The sequence below is a fragment of the Glycomyces tenuis DSM 44171 genome, assembly GCF_000427885.1.
GTDB classification, from domain to species: Bacteria; Actinomycetota; Actinomycetes; order Mycobacteriales; family Micromonosporaceae; genus Glycomyces; species Glycomyces tenuis.
In genome coordinates this window covers 336,336-357,099 of record NZ_ATYW01000004.1, presented here as the reverse complement: position 1 = coordinate 357,099, position 20,764 = coordinate 336,336, and the positions used below count along the sequence as shown (strand labels likewise).

Annotated in this window: 19 protein-coding genes and 1 tRNA gene; 6 read left to right on the top strand and 14 right to left on the bottom strand. The window is 65.7% G+C overall.

Going from position 1 to position 20,764, the window contains the following annotated elements; all coding sequences use genetic code 11:
• Positions 1–2,459, bottom strand: a 2,459-nt coding sequence (locus YWW_RS29150; protein WP_162145927.1) for a rhamnogalacturonan lyase, incomplete at its 3' end; no start/stop codon positions are given.
• A 235-nt stretch (positions 2,460–2,694) separates the two neighbouring features.
• Here YWW_RS29150 and YWW_RS0108770 point away from each other — a divergent pair.
• A tRNA-Val gene (locus YWW_RS0108770) sits at positions 2,695–2,769 on the top strand.
• A gap of 68 nt (positions 2,770–2,837) precedes the next feature.
• Here YWW_RS0108770 and YWW_RS0108765 read toward each other — a convergent pair.
• The 8 genes from YWW_RS0108765 to YWW_RS0108730 all read right to left on the bottom strand — a co-directional run bounded on the left by YWW_RS0108765 (position 2,838) and on the right by YWW_RS0108730 (position 10,738).
• The gene (locus YWW_RS0108765; protein ID WP_026929836.1) at positions 2,838–4,052 is read right to left on the bottom strand and encodes a site-specific integrase; all 1,215 of its coding nucleotides are present in this window, start codon (positions 4,050–4,052) and stop codon (positions 2,838–2,840) included.
• Between the two features lie 2 nt (positions 4,053–4,054).
• Positions 4,055–4,273: an excisionase family DNA-binding protein gene (locus YWW_RS29145; RefSeq protein ID WP_035696320.1), complete on the bottom strand. Its 219-nt coding sequence runs from the start codon at positions 4,271–4,273 to the stop codon at positions 4,055–4,057.
• Positions 4,274–4,434: 161 nt separating this feature from the next.
• Positions 4,435–5,445 carry an AAA family ATPase gene (locus YWW_RS29140; RefSeq protein ID WP_051325545.1) on the bottom strand — a complete coding sequence of 337 codons (1,011 nt, stop codon included), beginning with the start codon at positions 5,443–5,445 and terminating at the stop codon, positions 4,435–4,437.
• A gap of 31 nt (positions 5,446–5,476) precedes the next feature.
• Positions 5,477–6,385, bottom strand: coding sequence for a bifunctional DNA primase/polymerase (locus tag YWW_RS0108750; RefSeq protein ID WP_026929835.1), 909 nt, complete (start codon positions 6,383–6,385; stop codon positions 5,477–5,479).
• A 57-nt stretch (positions 6,386–6,442) separates the two neighbouring features.
• Positions 6,443–6,658, bottom strand: coding sequence for a hypothetical protein (locus YWW_RS0108745; protein WP_026929834.1), 216 nt, complete (start codon positions 6,656–6,658; stop codon positions 6,443–6,445).
• A gap of 132 nt (positions 6,659–6,790) precedes the next feature.
• Positions 6,791–8,914: a hypothetical protein gene (locus tag YWW_RS0108740; protein ID WP_026929833.1), complete on the bottom strand. Its 2,124-nt coding sequence runs from the start codon at positions 8,912–8,914 to the stop codon at positions 6,791–6,793.
• Between the two features lie 79 nt (positions 8,915–8,993).
• Entirely contained in the window at positions 8,994–10,226 is a 1,233-nt protein-coding gene (locus YWW_RS29135) for a DUF2637 domain-containing protein (protein WP_051325544.1), read from the bottom strand.
• An 11-nt stretch (positions 10,227–10,237) separates the two neighbouring features.
• Positions 10,238–10,738 carry a hypothetical protein gene (locus YWW_RS0108730; protein WP_026929832.1) on the bottom strand — a complete coding sequence of 167 codons (501 nt, stop codon included), beginning with the start codon at positions 10,736–10,738 and terminating at the stop codon, positions 10,238–10,240.
• 130 nt (positions 10,739–10,868) lie between these two features.
• Between YWW_RS0108730 and YWW_RS0108725 the strand changes: the two genes are divergently transcribed.
• The 4 genes from YWW_RS0108725 (at position 10,869) to YWW_RS34920 (ending at position 13,828) form a co-directional block, all read left to right on the top strand.
• A complete protein-coding gene (locus tag YWW_RS0108725; RefSeq protein WP_051325543.1) occupies positions 10,869–11,678 on the top strand; it encodes a GntR family transcriptional regulator in 810 nt (269 codons plus the stop codon).
• Complete coding sequence (locus YWW_RS29130) at positions 11,679–12,674, top strand: DMT family transporter (protein WP_081687292.1); 996 nt, start codon at positions 11,679–11,681, stop codon at positions 12,672–12,674.
• Positions 12,675–12,902: 228 nt separating this feature from the next.
• Positions 12,903–13,385, top strand: coding sequence for a TIR domain-containing protein (locus YWW_RS0108715; RefSeq protein WP_026929830.1), 483 nt, complete (start codon positions 12,903–12,905; stop codon positions 13,383–13,385).
• Positions 13,382–13,828 carry an HIT family protein gene (locus YWW_RS34920; RefSeq protein ID WP_211228486.1) on the top strand — a complete coding sequence of 149 codons (447 nt, stop codon included), beginning with the start codon at positions 13,382–13,384 and terminating at the stop codon, positions 13,826–13,828. Before YWW_RS0108715 ends, YWW_RS34920 begins: the two co-directional genes overlap by 4 nt.
• A 973-nt stretch (positions 13,829–14,801) precedes the next feature.
• Here YWW_RS34920 and YWW_RS0108710 read toward each other — a convergent pair.
• The 4 genes from YWW_RS0108710 to YWW_RS0108690 form a co-directional block, all read right to left on the bottom strand.
• Positions 14,802–16,016 carry a site-specific integrase gene (locus YWW_RS0108710; protein WP_026929829.1) on the bottom strand — a complete coding sequence of 405 codons (1,215 nt, stop codon included), beginning with the start codon at positions 16,014–16,016 and terminating at the stop codon, positions 14,802–14,804.
• Positions 16,009–16,194 carry an excisionase family DNA-binding protein gene (locus tag YWW_RS35805; RefSeq protein WP_026929828.1) on the bottom strand — a complete coding sequence of 62 codons (186 nt, stop codon included), beginning with the start codon at positions 16,192–16,194 and terminating at the stop codon, positions 16,009–16,011. Before YWW_RS35805 ends, YWW_RS0108710 begins: the two co-directional genes overlap by 8 nt.
• A gap of 113 nt (positions 16,195–16,307) precedes the next feature.
• Entirely contained in the window at positions 16,308–16,607 is a 300-nt protein-coding gene (locus YWW_RS0108695) for a hypothetical protein (RefSeq protein WP_155830032.1), read from the bottom strand.
• Entirely contained in the window at positions 16,573–16,893 is a 321-nt protein-coding gene (locus tag YWW_RS0108690) for a replication initiator (RefSeq protein ID WP_035696331.1), read from the bottom strand. Before YWW_RS0108690 ends, YWW_RS0108695 begins: the two co-directional genes overlap by 35 nt.
• A 546-nt stretch (positions 16,894–17,439) precedes the next feature.
• Between YWW_RS0108690 and YWW_RS0108685 the strand changes: the two genes are divergently transcribed.
• Positions 17,440–18,510, top strand: a complete 1,071-nt coding sequence (locus YWW_RS0108685; RefSeq protein ID WP_026929825.1) for an MrcB family domain-containing protein — start codon at positions 17,440–17,442, stop codon at positions 18,508–18,510.
• A 425-nt stretch (positions 18,511–18,935) separates the two neighbouring features.
• On the opposite strand, the gene YWW_RS29125 is transcribed toward YWW_RS0108685, so the two are convergent.
• Positions 18,936–20,447 carry an FAD-dependent monooxygenase gene (locus YWW_RS29125; RefSeq protein ID WP_051325541.1) on the bottom strand — a complete coding sequence of 504 codons (1,512 nt, stop codon included), beginning with the start codon at positions 20,445–20,447 and terminating at the stop codon, positions 18,936–18,938.
• Positions 20,448–20,764 lie beyond the last annotated feature (317 nt).

Here is a 20,764-nt window from a genome sequence, read left to right as displayed (position 1 = left end):
GAGGTGATCGCCTGGGCGGTCTTGCCGCGTTCGAGCTGCCATTCGGCGGCCGAGAGTTTGAGCGACAGGATCACCCGGTCCGACCAGCGCAGCTCGCCGGCGTAGGCCTCGAAGGCGTCCCGCAGCTCGTCCAAGGCGCCGGGGGTGTGGAAGTCGGGGAGGGGGACTTCGGCGAAGTCCATGTCCGAGCCCAGGTAGAAGCTCGTGTACTGCGGCATGTTGTACGCGGTCTGCTGCGTGGCCACACCCACGCGGTACTGCGGGTCCTGCATGAGGGTGTAGAGCTTGTGCTCGGTGACCTCGGTCGACAGGTAGACCCGCAATGCCGAGGAGTCCTCCGTGCGAACCACCAGTTCCTCGCGCCAGTCGCCGAAGATGTCGGCGACCAGGCTCGGATTGCCCTTGGTCCAGTTGTTGGTGAGGGTGCCTTCGGCTTCGAGCACCGTGCCGTCGGTGTAGTCGTCGATGGTCGGCGTCTGGAGGACGTCGGTCGCGGTGCCGTTGACGAACTGGGTCGTCAGGTCGGCGCCCCAGCGGATGCTCATGTTCGTGCCCGGGGTCGGGCCCTCGATGGGTTCGCCGGCGGCGCTGAACAGGCCCTCGGGTTCGCCTTCCTCGTTGGGCGGAAGCGAGGCCCACGCTTCGAGGCCGGGCGTGTCGGGAGCGATGTCGCCGACCATGCCGCGGCCGGTGTCGCGGCCGGAGTAGCCGCCCCACAGGACCTCGCCGGTGGCGGCGTCGCGCATGGCGTAGCCGTACGGAGCCCATTGGCCGCCTTCGTGGACGGTGAAGATCTCCAAGCCCTCGTTGTTCGGGTCGAGGTCCCCGACGTGCAGGGCGTCGCCGTGGCCGAGCTTGGCGGTCGCGCCCGGATCGGCCGAGCCTTCGGGCATCGTGTCGTACGAGGAGTACAGCAGCGACCCGTCGTCGTCGAGCGTGGCCGAGCCGTAGACGACCTCCTGTCTGCCGTCGCCGTCGACGTCGGCCGCGCTCAAGGAGTGGAATCCCTGCGTGGTGAGCGTGCCCCACTCGGGATCCGGCCCTTCGACGCCGTGCGGNCCGNCGTTGAACGGGTTGNNCATNGNNGCATGGCCNGANTCGGCCAGCCAGCGCTNNGTNAGGTGCTCGCCGTCCCAGTCGTAGGCCGCCACGGTGGCCCGCGTGTAGTAGCCGCGGGCGAAGACCGCCGAGGCGTGCTCGCCGTCGAGGTAGGCGACCGCGGACAGGAAGCGGTCGACGCGGTTGCCCGGCTCGATGCGGGACATGGCGTAGTCGCCCCAGAGGAGGCCGTCGTCGCCGCGCGGCACGGGATAGTCGACGGTCTCGGCCTCCAGGCCGGTGGCGCCGTCGAAGACGGTCAGGTACTCCGGNCCNGNNAGNACGNANCCNTCGAAGTTCCGCAGNTNGTTCCNNNNCGANCGCGAGGGNGCGTAGACGTCGATGAAGTNGTCGNCGAGCGNCTCNGCGTNCTCNNGGGACAGCGGGTACTCGAAGTCGAACNGGTCNTCGGCNCCNAGNGCNGCCTCNANGGTGGCGGGCCAGTCGCCGTTCACGACCTCGGGATGCTCGCTCCAGCCCNNGAACANCNCGACCAGGTGNTCGTAGTAGCCCTCNGCNNNGAGGCGGTAGTCGTCCTCNTNNGTNACNCCGGCCTCGACGTCGTCCTCGGGCAGGGTGACATACCGCTCCTCGCCCTCCACGTCCGACGTGGTCTTCGTGCCGGGNGCGGTCTTGGCCATGACCTCGGCGACGCCGTCNCCGTCGAAGTCGAACACGCTGAACTGCGTGTAGTGCGCCCCCGCGCGGATGTTGACGCCCATGTCGATGCGCCACAGCCGCTCGCCCTCCTGGGTGTAGGCGTCGAGGTANANCGNGCCGGTGTAGCCNANNTGCGAGNNGTCCTTNGNGTTNNNNGGGTNCCACTTGACGANGTACTCGTANTNNCCGTCNCCGNNNAGGTCGCCGACGCTGACGTCGTTGACCGCATACGTGTAGGACTCACCGGCGGGCGTGACGCCGTCGCCGGGCTTCTGCATGGGGATGTCGAGATAGGACTCCGACCACGGGCTCACCGAATCGGAGAAGTCNACCTCCTCGCCGTCGACGACCGCGACGACCCGGTACTCGGAGTCGCCGTCGCCCTCCGCGTCCAGATAGTTGGTGCTGTCGGTGACGGTGGCGAGCAGCGCACCGTCCCTGTAGACGTTGAAGTCCGTGCCGGTCAGACCTGAATCGTTATAACCGGACACTTCAACAGCAAGCAGACGCCAGCTCAGGAACACCCCGTTCTCGGTGCTGGCCGCGACCAGGCCCCGATCGAGATTCTCGAGCTGAACACCGCTGCCTTCATCACCATGCGATCCGCCGTGCCCATGCGCGGCGACGGCGACACCGGAACCGGCGACAGCGGCGACCAGGGACACCGCCGCGATGCGAGTGCGTTTCTTGGGAGGACTCATGAAGGGGCTCCTAGAGTTCGCGCGAAGCCGGTCGGGGCGCGCCGAAGTGGCGAACGGGGTCGCGTGACCGGCCAAGCTCAATTGAAACGATTTAACGCATCGAAGATTATCGACTGAACACCCCCTTGTCAAGACGGAGATCACACCGAAATCCGCCCCACATGTGACCACGGGTACCACCCCGCCCCCAGTGCGGCACTCCTCCAACGCCTCCGGTAGAGTTTCACCCCGTCCCGGTCGATTAGCTCAGCGGGAGAGCACTCGCTTCACACGCGAGGGGTCACTGGTTCGATCCCAGTATCGACCACCAGCACAGAGAGGGCCCGGCGGGAATCCGCCGGGCCCTCTCTGTCGCCAAATCCGGGGCCATTGCCGGTGTTATTCGGCCTCTCGGAACTCCTCCGCGAAGACTCCGTCAAGCAGGTCGGTGCCCTTGGTGATGACCGGCCGGAGCTGGTGTCGGTAGACGGTGCGCGTGGTAGAGGTCTTCCGGTGTCCCACCAGGTCAGCTATGAGTTCGTCGCTCGCACCCTGGTCGGACATCCAGGAGACGAAGGTGTGCCGCAGTTCCCGGGGGACCCACTCCCCTTCGATCTCGGCGTCGGTCACGATCGCTTGGAAGTAGCGCGCCACATTGCGTGCGTCCTTCACCGTGTCGTTGCGAGTGCCGAACACGTAGATGATGTTCTCGTATTCGTGGTTATTGCGCTTGCGCGACTCGAATTGCTTCACCGCGTAGTCGGTGAGGATCGCGACCACGTAGGACGGCAGCGCGATAGTACGGCGGCTCTTCTCGGTCTTGGTGTCGCCCTTCTTCCGAACCGAGCGCCAGACCTCGACGTGCGGTGGCAGGTCTTCCTTGTGGACCCGGCGGCAGGAGCACCGCTCGCCCTTGGCGGGGTTGAGGTGCGTGTGCTCCCACTTCAACGGCCGGGCCTCCTCGGTGCGGACGCCGGTGAACATCGAAAGCGCCACGTAGGCGTAAATCCAGGGCTCTCGGCTCGCACGGCACTTGCGCACCAGCAGCTTCCCCTGCTCAAGCGTCATGGCCTTGCTCGGTCGGCCTTCTTTGGCAGTGGGAGCCTCTACCAGTTCGGCGACGTTGCGCACCACCTTGTTGCGCCGCTGAGCGAAGCGGATGACCCGTCGCAGCGTCCCGAGGATGCGACCGAGATAGCTGGTCGAGACCTCGGTCTTCTTCTTAGATAGGAAGTCGTCCACATCGTCGGCGGTGAGCCGCTTCAGCTTCGCCTTGCCCAGGCCGGGGATGATGTGGTTGTTGACATGGATGGCGACGCCCTTGACCGTCCCCTCCTCCTGTCGCGGCAGACCTCGCGCGAGGAAGTCACGGCACGCCTGCGCAACCGTGTACTTGTCCCCCGGCTCGATCCCGTTGGCGTGATCCTCCTTGAGCTGCTTGAACTTGTCCTTGACCTCCGCCTTGGTCCGGCCTCGGACCTTCGGACGGTTGCGGCTCCCGTCGGGCCTGTAACCGAGAGAGATCTCGCCGATGTAGCAGCCTTCGGCGTCGCTCCAGTAGATGGTGCCGTCGCCGTGACTGGCCTTCTTGCGGCGCTGCGGCTTGTCGCTCATGGCTAGTCCTCCTCGGTGCCTTCGGTGATGAGCAGGGTTCGGTATTCGTTGAGCCATTCGGCGGGGATGCGACGGGAGCGGCCGACCTTGATCGAGCGCAGTCGGCAGCGGCGCAGCTCGTCATAGATCCGGGAGCGTCCGATTCGCAGGACGCGGCCCGCTTCCTCGGGTGTGTAGAGTGGCGAGACCTCGGCCGCCTCAGTGACTTGTGCGTATGTCATGCTGGGCTCAGAACCTTTCTTTCAAGGGCCTCGGCGGGTTTGCAGCTCGCGCCGGGGCCTTTTCCTTGTCCTGCTGAACCCGTTGAACCCCTCTACGTGTCCTCTGACCTGTGAAGGGGTTCAAAGGGCTCAAGGTTTCAGAGGGCTTGGACCCGAACGGGTCACCACAGCTCCTCGGCCTCGGTGCCGTCCTCGGCGACCTCCCATTGGCCGCGTCGTGTCTGCGTGATCCACCCGTCGAGCGAGGACCGCTTGAGCACGGTCTTGACCGAGTTCTCAGGCAGGCCCGTCCCTTCCGCGATCGCCTTCGGCCCCGAGCCGGGGTGCGTGCGCAGCCAGGCGACGACGGTGGACTGGTTGTCGGTCGCGGTGAGCTGGCGCGGGTCGCCGTTGAGCAACTGCCAGGTTCCGTTGGCGGGGTTGAAGGAGAGGGCGTGTTCGATCTCCTCGACGTCGCGGCCGGTGATGTGCAGGATGCCGTCGGCTTGGCCTCGGGCTCGTTTGAGCACGAGCGTGGCGTCGGCGGCCCCGGCAATGCCGTTCGTACCTGAGACCTCGGCTAGGAAGTCCTCAGAGCCCGCCTTACGGACGTGGTGAACGACCAGGACGGCTACGGCGTGTTTGTCAGCCAAGCGCTTGATCGCGCCGACGGCGGCGTAGTCGGCCTCGTATGCGCCGATGCCCGGGGCCGGGGCGGGACGGACCTTGGCGAACACGTCGACGACGACCAGGCGGGCGCGCGGGTGGTCGGTGAGCCACCCGTCGATGGCCTCAGCGCCGCCACGATCAAGCCGCGGGCACTCGGTCACGATCGTGAGGCCGTCGGGCGCCGAGGCCCCGGCGAGGACCGTTCGCATGCGAGCTTGGAGGCGACGCGCGGTGTCTTCCAAGGCGAGGTACAGAACTTCCCCTTGGTCGACGTCGAGCGCGCCGAAGGCCTTGCCGCCGCTCGCGACGGCGAGACCGAGTGCGAGCGAGGCCCAGGACTTGCCGACCTTCGGCGGTCCGCACAGCAGCGACAGGCCCTCGCAGATCATCCCGGGCACGGCCCACTTCGGTTCGGGGAAGACCTCGGCCATGAGGTCGGCGGCAGACCAGGCAGTGCGCCGCTTCGGCGGTTCGAACGGCTCGATCTTCTCGGCGGGCGGTGCGGTGTCGGTGTGGTCGAACACGGTGGTTCTCCTTCGGTTCCGGTTGCGCGGCTTAGTCGTTCTCGGGCAGGTGGCGCGGGTTCTTGGCCCCGGCGGCGAGGCCGGACGCGATAGTGCGGGCGGCCTCGTTGACTCCGAGACCGCACGTGGCGGCGGCCTCGGTAAGCGGCTCGGTGGCGTCGGGTTCGGTCAGGTAGCCGCCTGCGACGAGCTGTCCGAGGGCGACAGCGGCGCAGTAGAGGCGGTGGTTCCGTCCTCCCTCGGCGGCCTGGGAGACCGAGGCGGTTTCGCGGTCGACGGCGGCGGCCAGGTAGCGCTCCATACGTGCCGATCTCCTCCCTGAGCGCTGTGCCCTGAGCGGGGCCGGGGTCGGTTGGTTCGGGCGGCGCTGCGGCGCTCTCGGGGTCGGGGCGAGGCGTTCAGCGAGCCAGACCGGGAGCGGCGCGGCAGCGGTCTTGTAGATCGCGGCATAGACGCCGGCATCGGTGATCGAGCCGGGCGCTACGACGTAGCCGCCGCTCGCGCGGGTGTCGACGAGGTAGGCGAGCGATCCGGCCGTGTTGCGCAGTTCGGCCTCGGCGGGCCGAGTGAAGTAGAGGTGCCAGCCGCCGCTCGGCGTCGCGACGGTGAACGTCTCGCCGAACCCGCTCGCACCGTTCGCCTCGGCGGCGAGGGCGTCATAACCGACGGCCCCGGTGTAGATCGAGCCGTCGGCGTTGTAGCGCTCCTGGCCTCCCTTGGGCCGGTCGAGGTCGACCACGAGCAGCCCGGCGGGGCCGCAGGCGAGGCCGATGTTCCATTCCCCCGCGCTCCAGCACCGCACGATCCGCTCGGGGTCGGTGGTGGCGCGGGCCTCCCAATGCTTGATCGCAGGGCGCTTACCGCCGGGCACGAGCGGGAAGACCGGCCAGCCGCGCCGGGCGGCGGCCAGGGCCGCTTTCAACAGATGGTTGTCACTCATGGGTTGTCGCTCCATTCGGATCGGGTCCGGCCTCCTGTGAGGCCGGGCCGTGGTGGATCAGCGGGTGCCGTTGCGGTACTCGGCGCGGATGCGGTCGTGGATGCGGCGGCCGAGGCGGACGCGGTGTCCGGAGCCGTCGCAGCGGCGGCAGTAGGTGCCGCCCCGGATGCCGTCGCCTCGGCACCAGACGCAGCGGCCGTAAGGAAAGGCCCAACAGCGCAGCGCGTAAGCGACGGCGAGACTGAAGGCGGTAGCGACGAGCGTGAGGGTCACGGGTGCTCCTTTCGAGCGGTTTTTGGGTGAGGTCGGGTGAGGGTGCTAGCTACTAGCGCCCTGGTCAGTGGTGGTTTTGTGCGCTAGCGGGCCTGCTACCGGTAGCGGCGGGCCCGCTAGCGCTAGCGGCCCTTAGCGGCCTCCCGTCCGGCCCTCGCGGGCCGCGTCAAGGTCGGCCTTAGCCAGGCCGCGACGGCCGATCTGGCGGTTGCCGGAGCGGCGCGAGACGCCCTTGGAAGCCAGCCCGTAGGGCTTGACGGCGGCTGTCAGGGTCTCGGTCTTGTCCTCGTCGGGCAGCTCGCCCCACGCGCCGTAGACCTCGGGACGCAGGGTCGCGAGGCGATCGACCAGAACCGAGTTCCACACGTTGGCCTCTCCGGCGGGCCACACGGCGGCGAGGTCGTCCAGCAGGTTGGCCTTGGGGCCCTCGACCTCGGCCGTCTCGCCTGCGGCGTGACCGGACAGGGTCCCCCGGGCGATGCGCAGGGCCCGGGCGCGGGCGGCGATGGCCTCGCCGAGCGGGCCGTCGACAAACGCGCCCTTGACGATCTGCGCCTCGTCAGCAGCGCCGACGAGGTAGAACAGGCCCTTGTCGCGGCTGGTGAACATCGTGGCGCGCACGCCGTTCTTGTAGGCCGACGTCCCGAGGATCATGTCGTTCTCGACCTGCCCCATCACCCGCAGGCACGCCCGGGTCCCGACGTTCGCCGAGACGCCCGTGGGCAGCGAGTCCTTGTCGGGGCGCTGCGTGGCAAGGATGAGCGTGATCCCCAGGGCCCGACCGAGCTTGACGATCTTCTCGGCCAGCTCGGCGGCCTCTTTGCCGTACTCGGCGTGGGTGAACAGCTCCTGGCACTCGTCGATCGCCACGACCAGCGGGTGCAACCCCAGGTCTTTGCGGGAGGCCAACTGGGGGGTCACCTTGTTCTCAGGGCACAGGTCCTTGGGCAGGCCCTTGATGATGCGGACCCGCCGCTTGCACTCGGACCTGAGGTCACGCAGGGCGATTAGGGCGGCCTCGATCTCCTCGTCGTCGAAGCCGGAGGCGTAACGGTGCGCGTAGGCCTCGGCGAATGACAGGTCACCGGTGCCCTTGAGCTCGAAGGCCCACACCTCGGCGCGCTCGTCGAGCCCGGCGGCGAGCACGGGCAGCTTGACCAGGAAGGTCTTGCCCATGCCCGGGATGGACCCGACCAACCAGTTCGTGTACATCAGCTCGCCGGTCACGGTCCGGCCCCGGGGATCGACGCCGATCGGGAAGGGCCGGAACAGGTCGATGGTGCCGGACTTCGCGAACGGCCAGGCCACGGGCTTGGAGGAGGCCAGGTCGTTGTCGCCGACCCACAGGACCAGGCGGCCGGGGTGCACTTCGGACTGCCCTTCGGGCCACACACAGCCCAGCGGACGGGCCAGGGCGGCGGCGAGCTTGTCGCGCTTGTCGATGACCTCACCGGCCGTGGTCCCGGCGGGCAGGTCGATGACGGCCCGCCAGCCGTTGCCGTCGCGGGTGATCGGGTCGGGGAAGTGGATCCGCTCGTCGCCCTTCGCGGCGGCATTGAGCGAGGCGATCCCCAAGCGGGTCAGGGCCTTCTCGACCATCGGCGCGGTGAGCGGCCGCAGCTTGGCCTTGACCACCGCGCGGGTGACGAGCGGCTTGTCGGCGGGCTTCCCAGCCAGACCGAGCCCGGCCACGACGGCCGCGCCGGTCCCCCACGCGGCGAGCGGCGGGGCGGCGAGGGCGACGGCCGTACCGATGCCGACCAGACCGAGGCCGGTGCACGCGCACACGAACCCCCGGAACCGGACGCGACGGTCCCGCAGCCTGGCAAGCGACTGGTAGGCCTGCCAGTCGTGACCGGACACGGCGTCGGAGCGGGCCGGGCGGCCCTCGGCGTCCGAGGCCCACCGCAGGACCGATCCGACCACGCGGGCCGTACCGATCGGGGCCCACGCCATCAGCCGCGCGCCATAGACCGGTACGCGCACGGCGTGGTACGCGCACCGGTACGCCGCGAGCCGCCCGTACCGGGACGCCTCGGTGAGCAGACCGGTACGGGACTTCGCCCACACCGGCAGGATCGGCGCGCGCTTAGCGGTGACCGGTGCGCGCCACGCCGCGTGCGCGGCTGCGTCGTCGACCGGGACCGCGCCAGCGTCGGCGCGGCCGTCCTCGTCGGGCTCGATGGTCTCGATCTCGGGCTTGCGACCGTTGACGTCGTCCTCGGCGGCCCGCCAGTCGAAGTTCTCCATAGTCATTGTGTTTGGCTCCCTTCCAGTTCGGGGCGGTAGCGGTGGGGCCGGTCGAGCAGCGGCCCGGCCCCACCTGAGCGGTAAGTCAGTTGGAGGCCTCGGCGGCCGGGTCGGTGGCGGATGCGGCGGCGAGGGTGAGCAGGCGCTTGGCTCGGCTGGTGCCTACGCCCAGTTCGGTACGGGCGCGGTTGATCGAGACGGCCGTACCGGTCTCCTCGGCGATCGCCCGCAACTTGGCGACCAGGGCCGCGTCGTCGGCCATGGCGCGCTTGGACTTGGCCGTAGCGGTACGGGCCCGGCGACGCGGTTTGGCGGAAACCCCGGCGTCGGGCCGATCGGTGGCTACGTCCTTGGCGGTCCGGTCAGCCCCTTTGGTGGCCTTCCGCTCCGAGCGGGCCAGCTTCGCGGCGTCGCGGCGCGCGGCCCTCTCGGCCGTCTTCGCGTCGCGCTCGGCGGTCCGGGTGGCTTCGGCTTCGCGCCGCTCGGCGGCCTTGGCGGCCTGGCGCTCGGTCCGGTCGGCATCGACCCGGGCGAGCAGCTCAGCCGCGCCGGTCCCGGCGCGCGAGCGCACATCCAAGCTCCAGGCCGCGAAGGTCGAGCGCGGGTAGCGGACCCAGCGGCGCCACCCGAACCGCTCCGGCGGGTCGGGGATGAGTCCAAGGCGGCGCAGGGCGTCGCGGTGCTTGGCGCCGGAGCGGACCTCCCACACCACGATGGCGGCCAGACTGGAGGCGCCGAGGACGGCGGCCATGACCAGGTCGTCGGCGTGCGCGCCGAAGTTGATCGCGGCGGCGAACCCGGCGGCGACCCAGGTCATGACGCGCGGGGTCAAGGCCCGCTCGCCCTTGAGGCGCTGTTGATGGGCCGTCAGCGCCATCGACAGCGCGGTGCCTTCCAGGAAGGCGGCCATGCCGATCCCGATCAGCACCGGCCAGCCGCGTTCGGTGGCGACCGAGATTTGACCGGAGACGGCTACGTACAGGGCCATGCCGTAGATCCCGGCGGAGTAGACAGCGGGTGCGTTGCCGCGCGCGTAACCGATGACCGAGGCGAGCGCTTCGGAGCGGCGGGCCGCGCGGGCCTCGCGACGCTGGGCGCGCCGCTGCGCCTTCCGAGCCGCCTCAGCGTCCTTTGCGGCAGCCTTGGCCTCACGCTCAGCCAGGGCCGTCTCGGCACGCTTGCGCGCCAGCTCAGCCTCGGCCTCACGGGCGCGGATCTTGCGCTCCACGGTGGCGTCCCGAGCGGCAATCTTCGCGTCGGTCTCAGCGGCGACCTCGCGGGCCTTGGCCTCGGCCCGGGCTTCGATGAAGGTGGTCATGATCGGTCCTCTCACGCAGCCAGCTCGGCGGCAGTGGACATGAACGAGGCCCGTCGGGCCGTCTTGCGGCGCGTACGGGCCTGGGAGGCGAGATTGACGATGCGAGCCGTTGAAGCGACGCCACGGGCGGCGACACCGAGGACCGGCGGGGTCAAGGGGTTGCCGAGCGCGTCAACCACAGTGACGTTGCGCGCCAGCAGGAACTTGGCGTGACGCACGCACACGCCTCGGCGCTTCATGAGCGCCGACCTGGCTGCGTGCCACTCGGCCACGGTCAGCTCGATCGCCTCACCGGCGACGGCTCGTGACACGGCGACCTCATCGACCAGGGCCGTGTCGGCAGGGCACTCGAGATCGAGACCGGCCTCGGTGGCAGCTTCCTTGTCCGCGAGCAGCGCGGCGTCCCAGCACTCGGGGCACGCCACGTCTTCCCAAGACGGCGAGTGGTCGTGCAGCGAACGACACAGGCGAGCCGCCGCCGACGCGACCGGGTGCGAGCCGTTGAAATCCATGCGTACCTCCCAGGTAGAGAATCTGGCTTAAGCCAGATCTGGCTTAAGCCAGTTATACCATGCATGATTCAGCCCACGCAAGCATCTGGCCCAAGCCAGTTGAGATACGCTGGTCAACGAGGTGAAACGCATGACTGAGCACAGCCACGACGCAGAGGAGACGGGACGCGAGCCCGCCGAGAAGCTGCCGCCGCGACGGCGGATGGCGAACGAACTCCGCGACGACATCAACAACGAGGTGTACCGGCCGGGTGAACTGCTGCCCTCGCAGCGCGTCCTCGCCGACAGGTACGGCGTCGCCCGCAATACCGCAGGCGAGGCGATCAAGATCCTCGAGTCCGAAGGACTGATCGACAGCCGAGACCGAGCCCGGCCCCGAGTCCGCGAGCGGCGGCGGCTCCTGAGGCTGGGCGCTGAGCGCTACTCGAATCGACTCCGCGAGGAGACCGGGAAGTCACCGTTCCGGTCCGAGGTCGAGAAGCAGGGGAAGACTCCACGGGTCGACTGCCCGTCCATCGAGAAGATCCGGCCTCCCGGATACGTCGCCGAACGACTTGGCATCTCAGCCGATGAGGCTTTCGTGGTCCGCCGCGAGAACTGGTACTTCGCCGACGAAGAACCCGTGCAGATCGGCATCACCTACATCCCGTGGGAGATCGCCGAGGGAACCGTGCTCGCCACCTCGGCGAACATGGGTAAGGGCAGTCTGTACGGCCGCTTCGAAGATCAAGGCCACCGCATCACCTCAATCCGGGAGGAGATCTCCTCTCGAATGCCAACCCCGGAGGAGACCGAAGGTCTGAAGGTCCCCGCTGGCGTGCCGGTCATCGACGTCGTACACACCGGAATCGACCAGGATGAACAGCCATTCGAGGTCACTCACTTCACGATGAGGGCTGACATCAACGGGCTTGACTACCGGATCCGGATCGAGGATTAGGTGGCGCTGCGGCATCTCGGAGCGCTTCGCGTCGCTGCGCTCGCAGTGCTGTGGGGATCGAGCTTCCTCTGGATCAAGATAGGCCTAGAAGCCTTCTCGCCAATCCAGATCACCGTGCTTCGCATGGCGCTCGGAGCCGCAGTCCTCTTGTCCATCCTGCGGCTCCGGGGCCTCGGCCTCCCCGCAGGATGGACCACTTGGGGCCACCTCGCCGTTGCGGCACTCTTCGGTAACGCGATCCCCTACCTGCTCTTCGGCATCGGGGAAGAGACGGTCTCCTCAGCTACGGCCGGAGTCATCAACGCCTCAGCCCCGCTATGGACAGTCCTGTTCACCGTGCTGGCGTATCGAAGTGGCCGATCCGCCAAGCAGAACGCATGGAGCCTCGCGCTTGGCTTTGCTGGCGTACTACTGATCTTCTCCCCGTGGCGCTATGGCTCAGAGATTGCCAGTTGGGGAGGCCTGGCCTGCCTCGCGGCGGCGGCCTCGTACGGCGTCAGCTACGTCTATATCGGCCACTACTTGGCACGTCGCAAGCTCGGATCGCTGAGCATGGCAGCAGGACAACTAATCTGCGCTACGGCCATCACACTCATCATGGTGCCCATACTGGGCTGGCCCTCGTCCCAATGGGACCTTGGCCCGATCCTCGCCATCTGCGCCCTCGGAGCCTTCGGCACAGGCATCGCCTACGTCCTCAACTACCGGATCATCACAGACGACGGCCCAACTGCGGCCTCGATCGTCGTCTATCTGTTGCCGGTGGTAGCCGTAGTGCTCGGCATGGTCTTCCTAGGAGAGCATCCCGGCATTCAGGTTATCGCAGGACTAATCATCGTTCTGGTAGGTGCAAAGCTTCGAAAGGCTAACGAACAGAAAATTCCCGAGAAGGCTGAAACATTCGGGCAAGACAGCGCTGATACACAAAATCCTAACAGTTTAGATCAGTCACCACTTCCTCAACTCAAGCTTCGTTCCGGAACCGCCAGAACTTGACCCACAGAGAACGCTTCTTATAGACAGAGGGAACGCCTTTTTCGACATCGCATCTTGCCAGGATCATCAGGCATTATCTAGCACAAGTTGACCTGACATTTGGGAGCATATAGACGAATTCGCAATCCATTCGAAGTTGAGCCAACTCTCCGCGTTCAATAGAGGTAGTCATCAGCGCGCTTTGCAGAGAAAGAGTGTAAGCTGCTTGACACGAGAGAGGAGAGCATCATGGCCAAGTCAATCTTCTACAGCTTCCACTACGAGCACGATGTTCATCGCGTCCAACTTGTCCGGAATATCAACGCCCTGGAGGGACAACCTCTCCTAAATCCTCAGGAATGGGAGGAAATCGAAGGCGCGGGCAACGCTGCCGTCGAGAAGTGGATTCACGACCAGATGGCCTACAAGAAGGCCGTGATCGTGCTCATCGGCAAGCAGACCGCCTCCCGACCTTGGGTAATCTACGAGATCGAGAAGGCGTGGTCTGACAAGAAACCGCTGCTCGGCGTTCGTATCCACGGCCTATCATCGCTCGGCAAGACCGACAGTGCGGGCGTCAACCCCTTCGCTAAAGCAGGCATCGAGAACGATGTGCCCGTCTTCGATCCGACTCGCTACGACAACAGCGGGAAGATCGACTCGAAAGCGACCTACAACCGGCTGGCTGATAACCTGGAAGGGTGGTCAAGTCAAGGCAAAGTCCGCTGGTGAAGGACTCCAAGGGAATTTGTCCCTTCTGCCGGATCGTTAGGGGTGACGATCCGGCAGCACGTCTTGTTTATCAAGACCCACATACAGCGGCATTCTTCCCAATTAACCCTGCAACACTAGGACACACGCTCGTAGTACCTCGTACACACATTCCAGAAATCTGGGATCTTGACGAGGAATCTGCGGTTCTTCTAACACAGGCGACCTTGTTGATCGCTCATGTCACCCGTAGAACTTTTAAACCAGACGGATTGAATATCATTCAGTCGAATGGCGAAGCTGCCTCGCAAACAGTCCCTCATCTTCATGTTCATGTGGTACCACGGTGGAAGAACGATGCAATGGGAGATATTTGGCCTACCGAAACAATCTTTTCCAAGGACGAGCAGGATCGCGCCTGGAAAATCCTGCGGAAAGAGTGCCAGAAGGAGGCTTCAATTTGATCCGGGATTCAGAGACGAGCACAATGGATCCCGAAGACCGGCGAAAACATCTGGATTACATCCAGGCAGTAATTACACGAATGTCAGCGGCATCGTCAACCGTAAAAGGCTGGCTTCTGCCAGTAGCTACAGCCACATATGGGTACGCCCTAACTAAAGATTCCCAGCCAATATCACTACTAGGCATTGCGGCTGTACTCATATTCAGCTTGCTTGATGCAAACTATCTTCGCCAGGAACGATCGTACAGAGTTTTGTACGATTGCGTGGCACGTCAATCTCGACCGGTGCCACTGTTTTCGCTTAACCCGACTCATGCGCTAGATCCAAGCCCTCCATCGGTAAAGCGTCGGCAGAAGTTGAGACGACTCGTTCAGAGATGGGTCCCAGGCCGGAGCGTTTGGCTATCGTGGGCAGTCGCTCCGTTCTATGGCGGACTGATCGTCGTTGGAATCGCCGCTTTCTTCGGTTCTGCATAGCTGACCTGCGGAAACATATCCCGCTGAGAGCCACGTAGAGCGATTTTTAGGCCTTGCTCCTATGTTGGTATACCCCCATTGCGACGCTTAGAACGTGTTGCTAGCTGATCCGAGCGCCCCCTATAGATACCTCACAAAGAAATGACTACTGCTTTAGAAAAGAAGACCTGAAACTTTGGACCCTTTGAACTCTTTCACGGTCAGCCAGCCGCCCAACGAAGCAAGCTGCCCTATGTTTCAGCCCCTGCAGACAACCTTGGGGCCAAACCCGGGGCCATGGGAGACACACCTCACCGGACTTCAGCGGACGAGCAAAGACACACCAGTGCAGGTCAAGGCACTGCCAGCGGCGTCAACCTCCCACGATTCCGCCTCTAAATCGGTTCACACGCGAGGGGTCACTGGTTCGATCCCAGTATCGACCACCACGACAAACGCCCCCGGCACCGAGTGGCCGGGGGCGTTTTATTGCCAAACAGAGAGCCAACAGGCCCTCAATCCGCCTCTTCAAACCCGTCTCCGAAGGCCTTATCGAGCAGCTCAGAGCCCTTGGTGATGACCGGCCGGAGCTGGTGGCGGTAGACCGTCCGCGTCGTCGAAGTTTTCTTATGCCCGACGAGATCGGCGATCAGTTCATCGCTCGCGCCTTGGTCGGACATCCACGAGACGAAGGTGTGCCGCAGCTCCCGCGGAACCCAGTTCCCCTCGATTTCGGCCGCCTCGGTCACCGCCTTGAAATAGCGCCGAACGTTCTTCGCCTCCTTCACCGTGTCATGCCGGGTGCCGAAGACGTAGACGATGCCCTCCCCCTTGTGGCCGTTCCGCTTGCGCTCCTCGATCTGCCGCTTCCGGTAGGCGGTGAGGATGTCGACCACGTAGGCCGGCAGCGCGACCGTGCGACGGCTCGTCTCATTCTTAGTGTCGCCGTGAACGCGGACCGAGCGCCACACCTCGATATGCGGCGGCAAGTCCTCCCGGTGGACCGCCCCGCACGAGCACTCCTCCCCCACGATCGGGTTCAGGTGCGTGTGCGCCCACTTGAGCGGCCGCGCCTCCTCGGTCCGGACGCCGGTGAACATCGAAACTGCGATGTAGGCGTGCAACCACGTCCCGTGGCTCTCCCGGATGATCGCCTTGCCCTGCTCGAGCGTGAGCGCCTTGCTCGGTCGGCCTGCCTTGCCCTTGGGTGCTTCCACCAGCTCGGCGACGTTCCGAGCGACCTTGTTCCGCCGTTGCGCGAACCGGATGACCCGCCGCAGTGTCCCGAGGATCCGGCCGATATAGCTGGTCGAGCACTTCGAGGTCAGGCCTGCGAGGAAGTCGTCAACGTCGTCAGCCGAGAGCCGCTTCAACTTCGCCTTGCCCAGGCCGGGGATGATGTGGACCTCCAGATGCGTCTTGACGCCGGAAACCGTCGAGGCCCCCTGCTTGGGAAGTCCGCGTTTGAGGAAGTCTCGGCACGCCTGCTCAACGGTGTACTTGTCCCCCAGCTCGAGCCCGGCTTCGTGATCCTCCCTGATCCGTTTGAGCTTGTCGTGGACTTCCTTCTTGGTGCGACCTTCGGCCTTGGGCCGCAACCGCGTCCCATCCGGCTTGTAGCCAAGCGAGATCTGACCGACATAGCAACCCTTGGCCTTGTCCCAGAAGACCGTGCCGTCGCCGTGGCGAGCCTTCTTCTTCGGCCGGTTCTCCGAGTCGTCCTCAGCCACGGCCGGCCTCGATCCGGTTGGCATCGAGGAAGGCGCCCAGATCGACTTTGCTAAAGCAGACATAACGCCCGAACTTGTAGTAACGGACGTGCTTCTCATGGACGATGCGGCGGATGAACCGAATCGGCACCGACAGGTACGCGGCGGCATCTTCAACGCCGATGACACGCGGACTCATCGGATCGCCTCCCGCCATTTGACAAGCCGGCCGTAGGCTTGAACGAGGCTGGTCTCTCGTGTCTTGGTGGTTTTGAGTTCGAGGTTCCAGCCGCCGAGGTGCACCACGCCCATTCATCGCTCTCGCCTTTCGGTGACGGCCGGGCAGCCGGGGCGGTTGGTGGCGATGCCGCCGAAGGTGTCGATGTCGAGCCATTTCGATGTGAAGATGCATCCGAAGGGGCAGCCGGTCACCTCGCAGGCGAGTACGGTCTGGTCGTGGCCGTTGTCGCGGTAGATGGCGCCGCAGCCGGTGGCCTCCAGCGCGGCTTCGACCGAGGGGTAGACCTCGATGTCGAACAGGTAGTCCCAGTGCGCCTCGACGCGTTCGCGAAGCCGGTCATCGGCGACGACCAGCGGATATTTCACTCCCATCAGTGTCGATCCTTCCTTGAGTCCTTTTTAGAGAGTTGTTGTTGCACATGGTTTCCGCGATCGCGGAGGCAAGTTCGCGCTCGGCGTCGGAGGCGTGGCCGAAGGCGACGGCTTCCCAGTCGTTGACGACGATCACGTCGGTCTCGTCGACCTCGAGCTCGGCGAGGGCCTCGAGCAGGCGGTAGCGGAAGCGGATGGAGCGCAGCTCGGCGAGCGTGGTCGACCAGAGTCGGGATTTGGTGAGGAAGTGGCCGTGGAAGCCGAGCATGTGCGCCCAGCGGCGCAAGCCCAGTGCGGCGTTACCTCCAGGCCGCCCAGTTCCCAGGCGGTGCGCATCATGGCCTTGTGGTGTGCCGAGACCGGCAACACTTCGATGTCCTCAAGGGGCGCGCAAGCGCGCCCCGCCGCTCGCCGCTCGGACGGGCGTACGACTGGCGCCGGTCCCGTCCGGCGCCGGCGGCGGAGGAAGCGGCGGCGCAATGAAGACAGTCGACACGAAGGCGAGTGCAGATTCATGTGGGCGCAGGGGCGCCAAGGCAGTGACGAGAACCGAGCCGCGACCGGTGAATCTGCTCAGATCCAGACCGTCGAGCCCAGTGGAGGACTCCAGGCAGCGTCGAACTCGAGGCCGACCCGAACGGCGTCCGGATCCCCTCATGGGCAAGCAGCGTGGCGGGCAGCGGCACTGCTGTAGGGAGCAGGTGAAGGTACTTGCCGACGACGGAGTCGGCGGCTGCGGATAGGTGGCACCACCGTTGAGCAGCAAGCTGTCCCGTCGGTGTCGGCAGTGTGCGCTACTGTGCTGTCCTCGACGCTAAGATGAAGGATTCTCATGATTCGCACGCTGCTGGCACAAGTCGGGACAGCCGACTACAACCGAGAAGGCAACAAACAACAGCCGATCTTCCAGACCCTCCAAGGCATCGTGGACCAGCTCTACGGCATAGCTCCAAGCCACTACACCATCAAACACAGCACAGGGGTCGGCAGTCTGCCGCTTGGGCTCTGGGTTGCAATCCTTGATCCCGACGTAACGAGCAGTCCCACCAGGGGCGTCTATGTTGTCTTCCTGTTCAACACCGAACGCACTCAAGTCTCCTTGAGCTTGAACCAGGGCGTTACCGTAGCGCCAGCGCTAGCACGTGAGCGGAAGATGACCGCGAAACAACTGCTTCGGAACGAAGCTCAGGCCGTGCGAGATCTTCTCGATGCCGATACACAGGGACTGGCGACCAAATTGATCTTGGGCGCCGGGGATCTAGTCTCGAAGTACGAGGCAGGCAACATCTACGCCCGGACTTGGGAGCTCAGCGACCTGCCCTCCGATGAGGCCATAGCGGAAGAGGTCAGGCGCTTCCTCGATCTCTACACAGAGGCCGTCGAGGCGAAAAAGGAAGCCCTCACTGAAGAGCTGGTCGAACTACCCGAGCCCGAATCAGATCCTGCCCCGAAGGTACAGCTACGGGAGTTCAAGCCGAAGGACGATGCAGACTATCGCGTCCACATCAGGTCGACGGTACAGAAACGAAAACGATCCCATGAGACCTTGGTGGGCCGGTTGGGGACGTGGGCGAGCCCCCGCGGCTTCGAGCCGAACACCCGCCAGGTGCACCCACGTGACCTTGTGCTGCATCAACAGCAGGGCCCAGACTGCCTGGTCGAGGTCAAGGTCTTCCCCGCCGGCAAACCTCACCTAGGGCTCCGAGAGTGCATTGGTCAGCTACTCGAGTATCGGCACTTCCTCGCTGATCCTGACACGATTCTCGTCGCAGCGCTGTCCGAGTACCCCGGGCCCGCCTACGTCGAGTTCCTGACGACCCTTGAAATCGCAACCATATGGCCCACCGGCCCCCGTTCATGGCAAGGATGCGAACATGCGCGAGCCCTTGGTCTCGTAGACTAGGGAGGCCGGTTTACAGACTTCACCACGGACCGTGGATGGAAACAATGCATGTAGGGCCGTGCGACAACAGGAGCCATATTGGGAGCTAAACACTGTGGTTCCGATCGGTCACCCACGGACAATGTCGGGCATCAAGGATGGCATAATCCCAGCTCTGACCTGCTACGCAACTAGGCGGACAGGGCAGATGGAAGTCCTAACTCTGCTTCACACGCGAGGGGTCACTGGTTCGATCCCAGTATCGACCACAAACGGATATATAGAACAAGAAGGATCTTCATGTTGAAGGTCCTTTTTTGCCTTGTAATGCCTCTCGCACGTGTTCCGGCACAATGCGCACTCTGCTTGGAGAAGGCCCTGGAGCGGACGAAGCCGCGAGGACGCGGCACTTCCTCGTCTATATCCGCTGAGGCGCGATCTGCTCCTCATCGGATCGTGCGATGGGCCACTGTGATTGCCTGCTGCTCAATTCGATCGGACGGGCCGAGCCATGTCGTCAGGGAGGTTCGGAGCGCGTCCAGGTCCGGCGCCGCTCCGGTGCGGGCGAGCCAGGCGACGTGTCCATCGGGGCGGATGAGGACGGCGTCCGCGCCGAGGCTCGCGGCCTCGGCGGGACGGACTCGGATGAGGTCGACCCGGCCTCCCCAACCAGCGGCAACGGTGTCGAGTGCTTGCAGGCCAATGAGATCCAGAAGAATGCTGCGGGCCTGGTGGAGCAGTTCGTAGAGGCGGCCGTCGTCGAGGTCGAGGTCGGGCATGCGCCTGCCGAGGAGGTCGTCGGTCCCGCCCATGGGGTATCTGAGGTCGGTCGCGGTGATCTCACCTGCCAGGCGCCGCCGCACTGCGTCGATCTCGATGAGGTCGGTCATCGTCTCGCGCAGTGCGGTGGTGTGCTCGTCGACGCGCCAGAGCGCGGTCTGGGCGCGGGTGTTCTGGAGGACGCGGGCGGCGACCGGGTGGCGTTCGGTCTGGTAGGTGTCGAGCAGGGCGTCCGGGGCCTGTCGGCGGACGACCGCGGCGAGTTTCCAGCCGAGGTTGGCGGCGTCCTGCACGCCGGTGTTCAGGCCCTGGCCGCCAGCGGGGAAGTGGATGTGCGCGGCGTCCCCGGCGAGGAGGACCCGGCCGTCGCGGTAGCGCTCGGCCTGGCGGGCCGCGTCGCCGTGGCGCGAGAGCCAACGCGGGGAGTGCATCCCGAAGTCCGTACCGGCGATCTTGCGGAGGACGGCGGCGAGGGCTTCGAGAGTCACCGGTTCGTCCCGGTCGGCGACGTGGTCGAACTCGTTGGTGATCACCCGGTACCAGTCGGGGCCGAACGGGAGCACCGAGAAACTGCCGCGCTCGCGCCGCTCCTGGAAGATGTCGCGCCCGGGCGGTTCGGCGAGGCGGACGTCGCCGAGCATGGCGGTCATCGTGGCCCGAGTGCCGGGGAAGCCGATCCCCGCGAGGCGGCGCACGGTGCTGCGGCCGCCGTCGCAGCCGACGAGATACTGCGCGCAAACGTGCGAGCCGTCGGCGAGGGCGGCGGTGACGCCGGTTTCGTCCTGGCTGAAGCCTTGGAGTTCCGTGCCGCGGCGGATCGCCGCTCCGGTCTCGGCCGCCCTTTCGGCGAGCAGCCGTTCGACCTCGGACTGCATGATGAAGAGCAGGTACGGGTGCCGTGTCGGCGCGTCGGTGAGGTCGAGCGGAAGCCCGGCGTAGTGCACGCCGGACCTCGGGCGCCCGTGCGCGAGGAAGCGGTCGAGCAGTCCCCGCTGGTCGAGGATTTCAAGGGTGCGGATGTGCAGGCCCCCGGCGCGCGATTCGGCGGTGCGTGGTTCGGCCTCGCGTTCGAGGACCTGCACGTCGACTCCGGCGAGGCGCAGCTCGCACGCGAGCATGAGTCCGGTGGGCCCGGCACCGGCGATCACCACTTGGGTCTCGGTCGTCTTCTCGGTCATCATCGTTCCGTTCTGTGGCTGTGGCGCCGTGGTTCAGCGGCGGCTGATGCGGTGGGTGTCGGTCATGGCGAGCAGTTCGAGTAGTCCGTCGAGGTCGCCGACGGCGGCCATGAACCGCTCGGTGATCTGCTCGGTCGCGGCGGCGGCTCCGCGCCCGCAGCAGGGTGAACCGCTCGGCGTGCTCGTCGGTAGTGCTCATGCGTTCTCCACGCTCCGTTTGGTCGGTGCGGCGGTCCGCGGGCCGCCCTTGATCCAGATCATCGCCCCTGGTTTGCGGGCTTCGAGGCGGAGCCGTTTCGCCACAGCGAACCGGATTC

What these genes read in the sequence shown, in the direction of transcription:
- YWW_RS0108685 (WP_026929825.1), top strand. Translation starts at nt 17,440, where the DNA reads ATGATTCGCACGCTGCTGGCACAAGTCGGGACAGCCGACTACAACCGA.
- YWW_RS0108715 (WP_026929830.1), top strand. Translation starts at nt 12,903, where the DNA reads ATGGCCAAGTCAATCTTCTACAGCTTCCACTACGAGCACGATGTTCAT.
- YWW_RS0108695 (WP_155830032.1), bottom strand. Translation starts at nt 16,607, where the DNA reads ATGGGAGTGAAATATCCGCTGGTCGTCGCCGATGACCGGCTTCGCGAA.
- YWW_RS0108725 (WP_051325543.1), top strand. Translation starts at nt 10,869, where the DNA reads ATGACTGAGCACAGCCACGACGCAGAGGAGACGGGACGCGAGCCCGCC.
- YWW_RS29125 (WP_051325541.1), bottom strand. Translation starts at nt 20,447, where the DNA reads ATGACCGAGAAGACGACCGAGACCCAAGTGGTGATCGCCGGTGCCGGG.
- YWW_RS29145 (WP_035696320.1), bottom strand. Translation starts at nt 4,273, where the DNA reads ATGACATACGCACAAGTCACTGAGGCGGCCGAGGTCTCGCCACTCTAC.
- YWW_RS35805 (WP_026929828.1), bottom strand. Translation starts at nt 16,194, where the DNA reads ATGAGTCCGCGTGTCATCGGCGTTGAAGATGCCGCCGCGTACCTGTCG.
- YWW_RS0108730 (WP_026929832.1), bottom strand. Translation starts at nt 10,738, where the DNA reads ATGGATTTCAACGGCTCGCACCCGGTCGCGTCGGCGGCGGCTCGCCTG.
- YWW_RS0108750 (WP_026929835.1), bottom strand. Translation starts at nt 6,385, where the DNA reads ATGAGTGACAACCATCTGTTGAAAGCGGCCCTGGCCGCCGCCCGGCGC.
- YWW_RS0108765 (WP_026929836.1), bottom strand. Translation starts at nt 4,052, where the DNA reads ATGAGCGACAAGCCGCAGCGCCGCAAGAAGGCCAGTCACGGCGACGGC.
- YWW_RS0108740 (WP_026929833.1), bottom strand. Translation starts at nt 8,914, where the DNA reads ATGACTATGGAGAACTTCGACTGGCGGGCCGCCGAGGACGACGTCAAC.
- YWW_RS29135 (WP_051325544.1), bottom strand. Translation starts at nt 10,226, where the DNA reads ATGACCACCTTCATCGAAGCCCGGGCCGAGGCCAAGGCCCGCGAGGTC.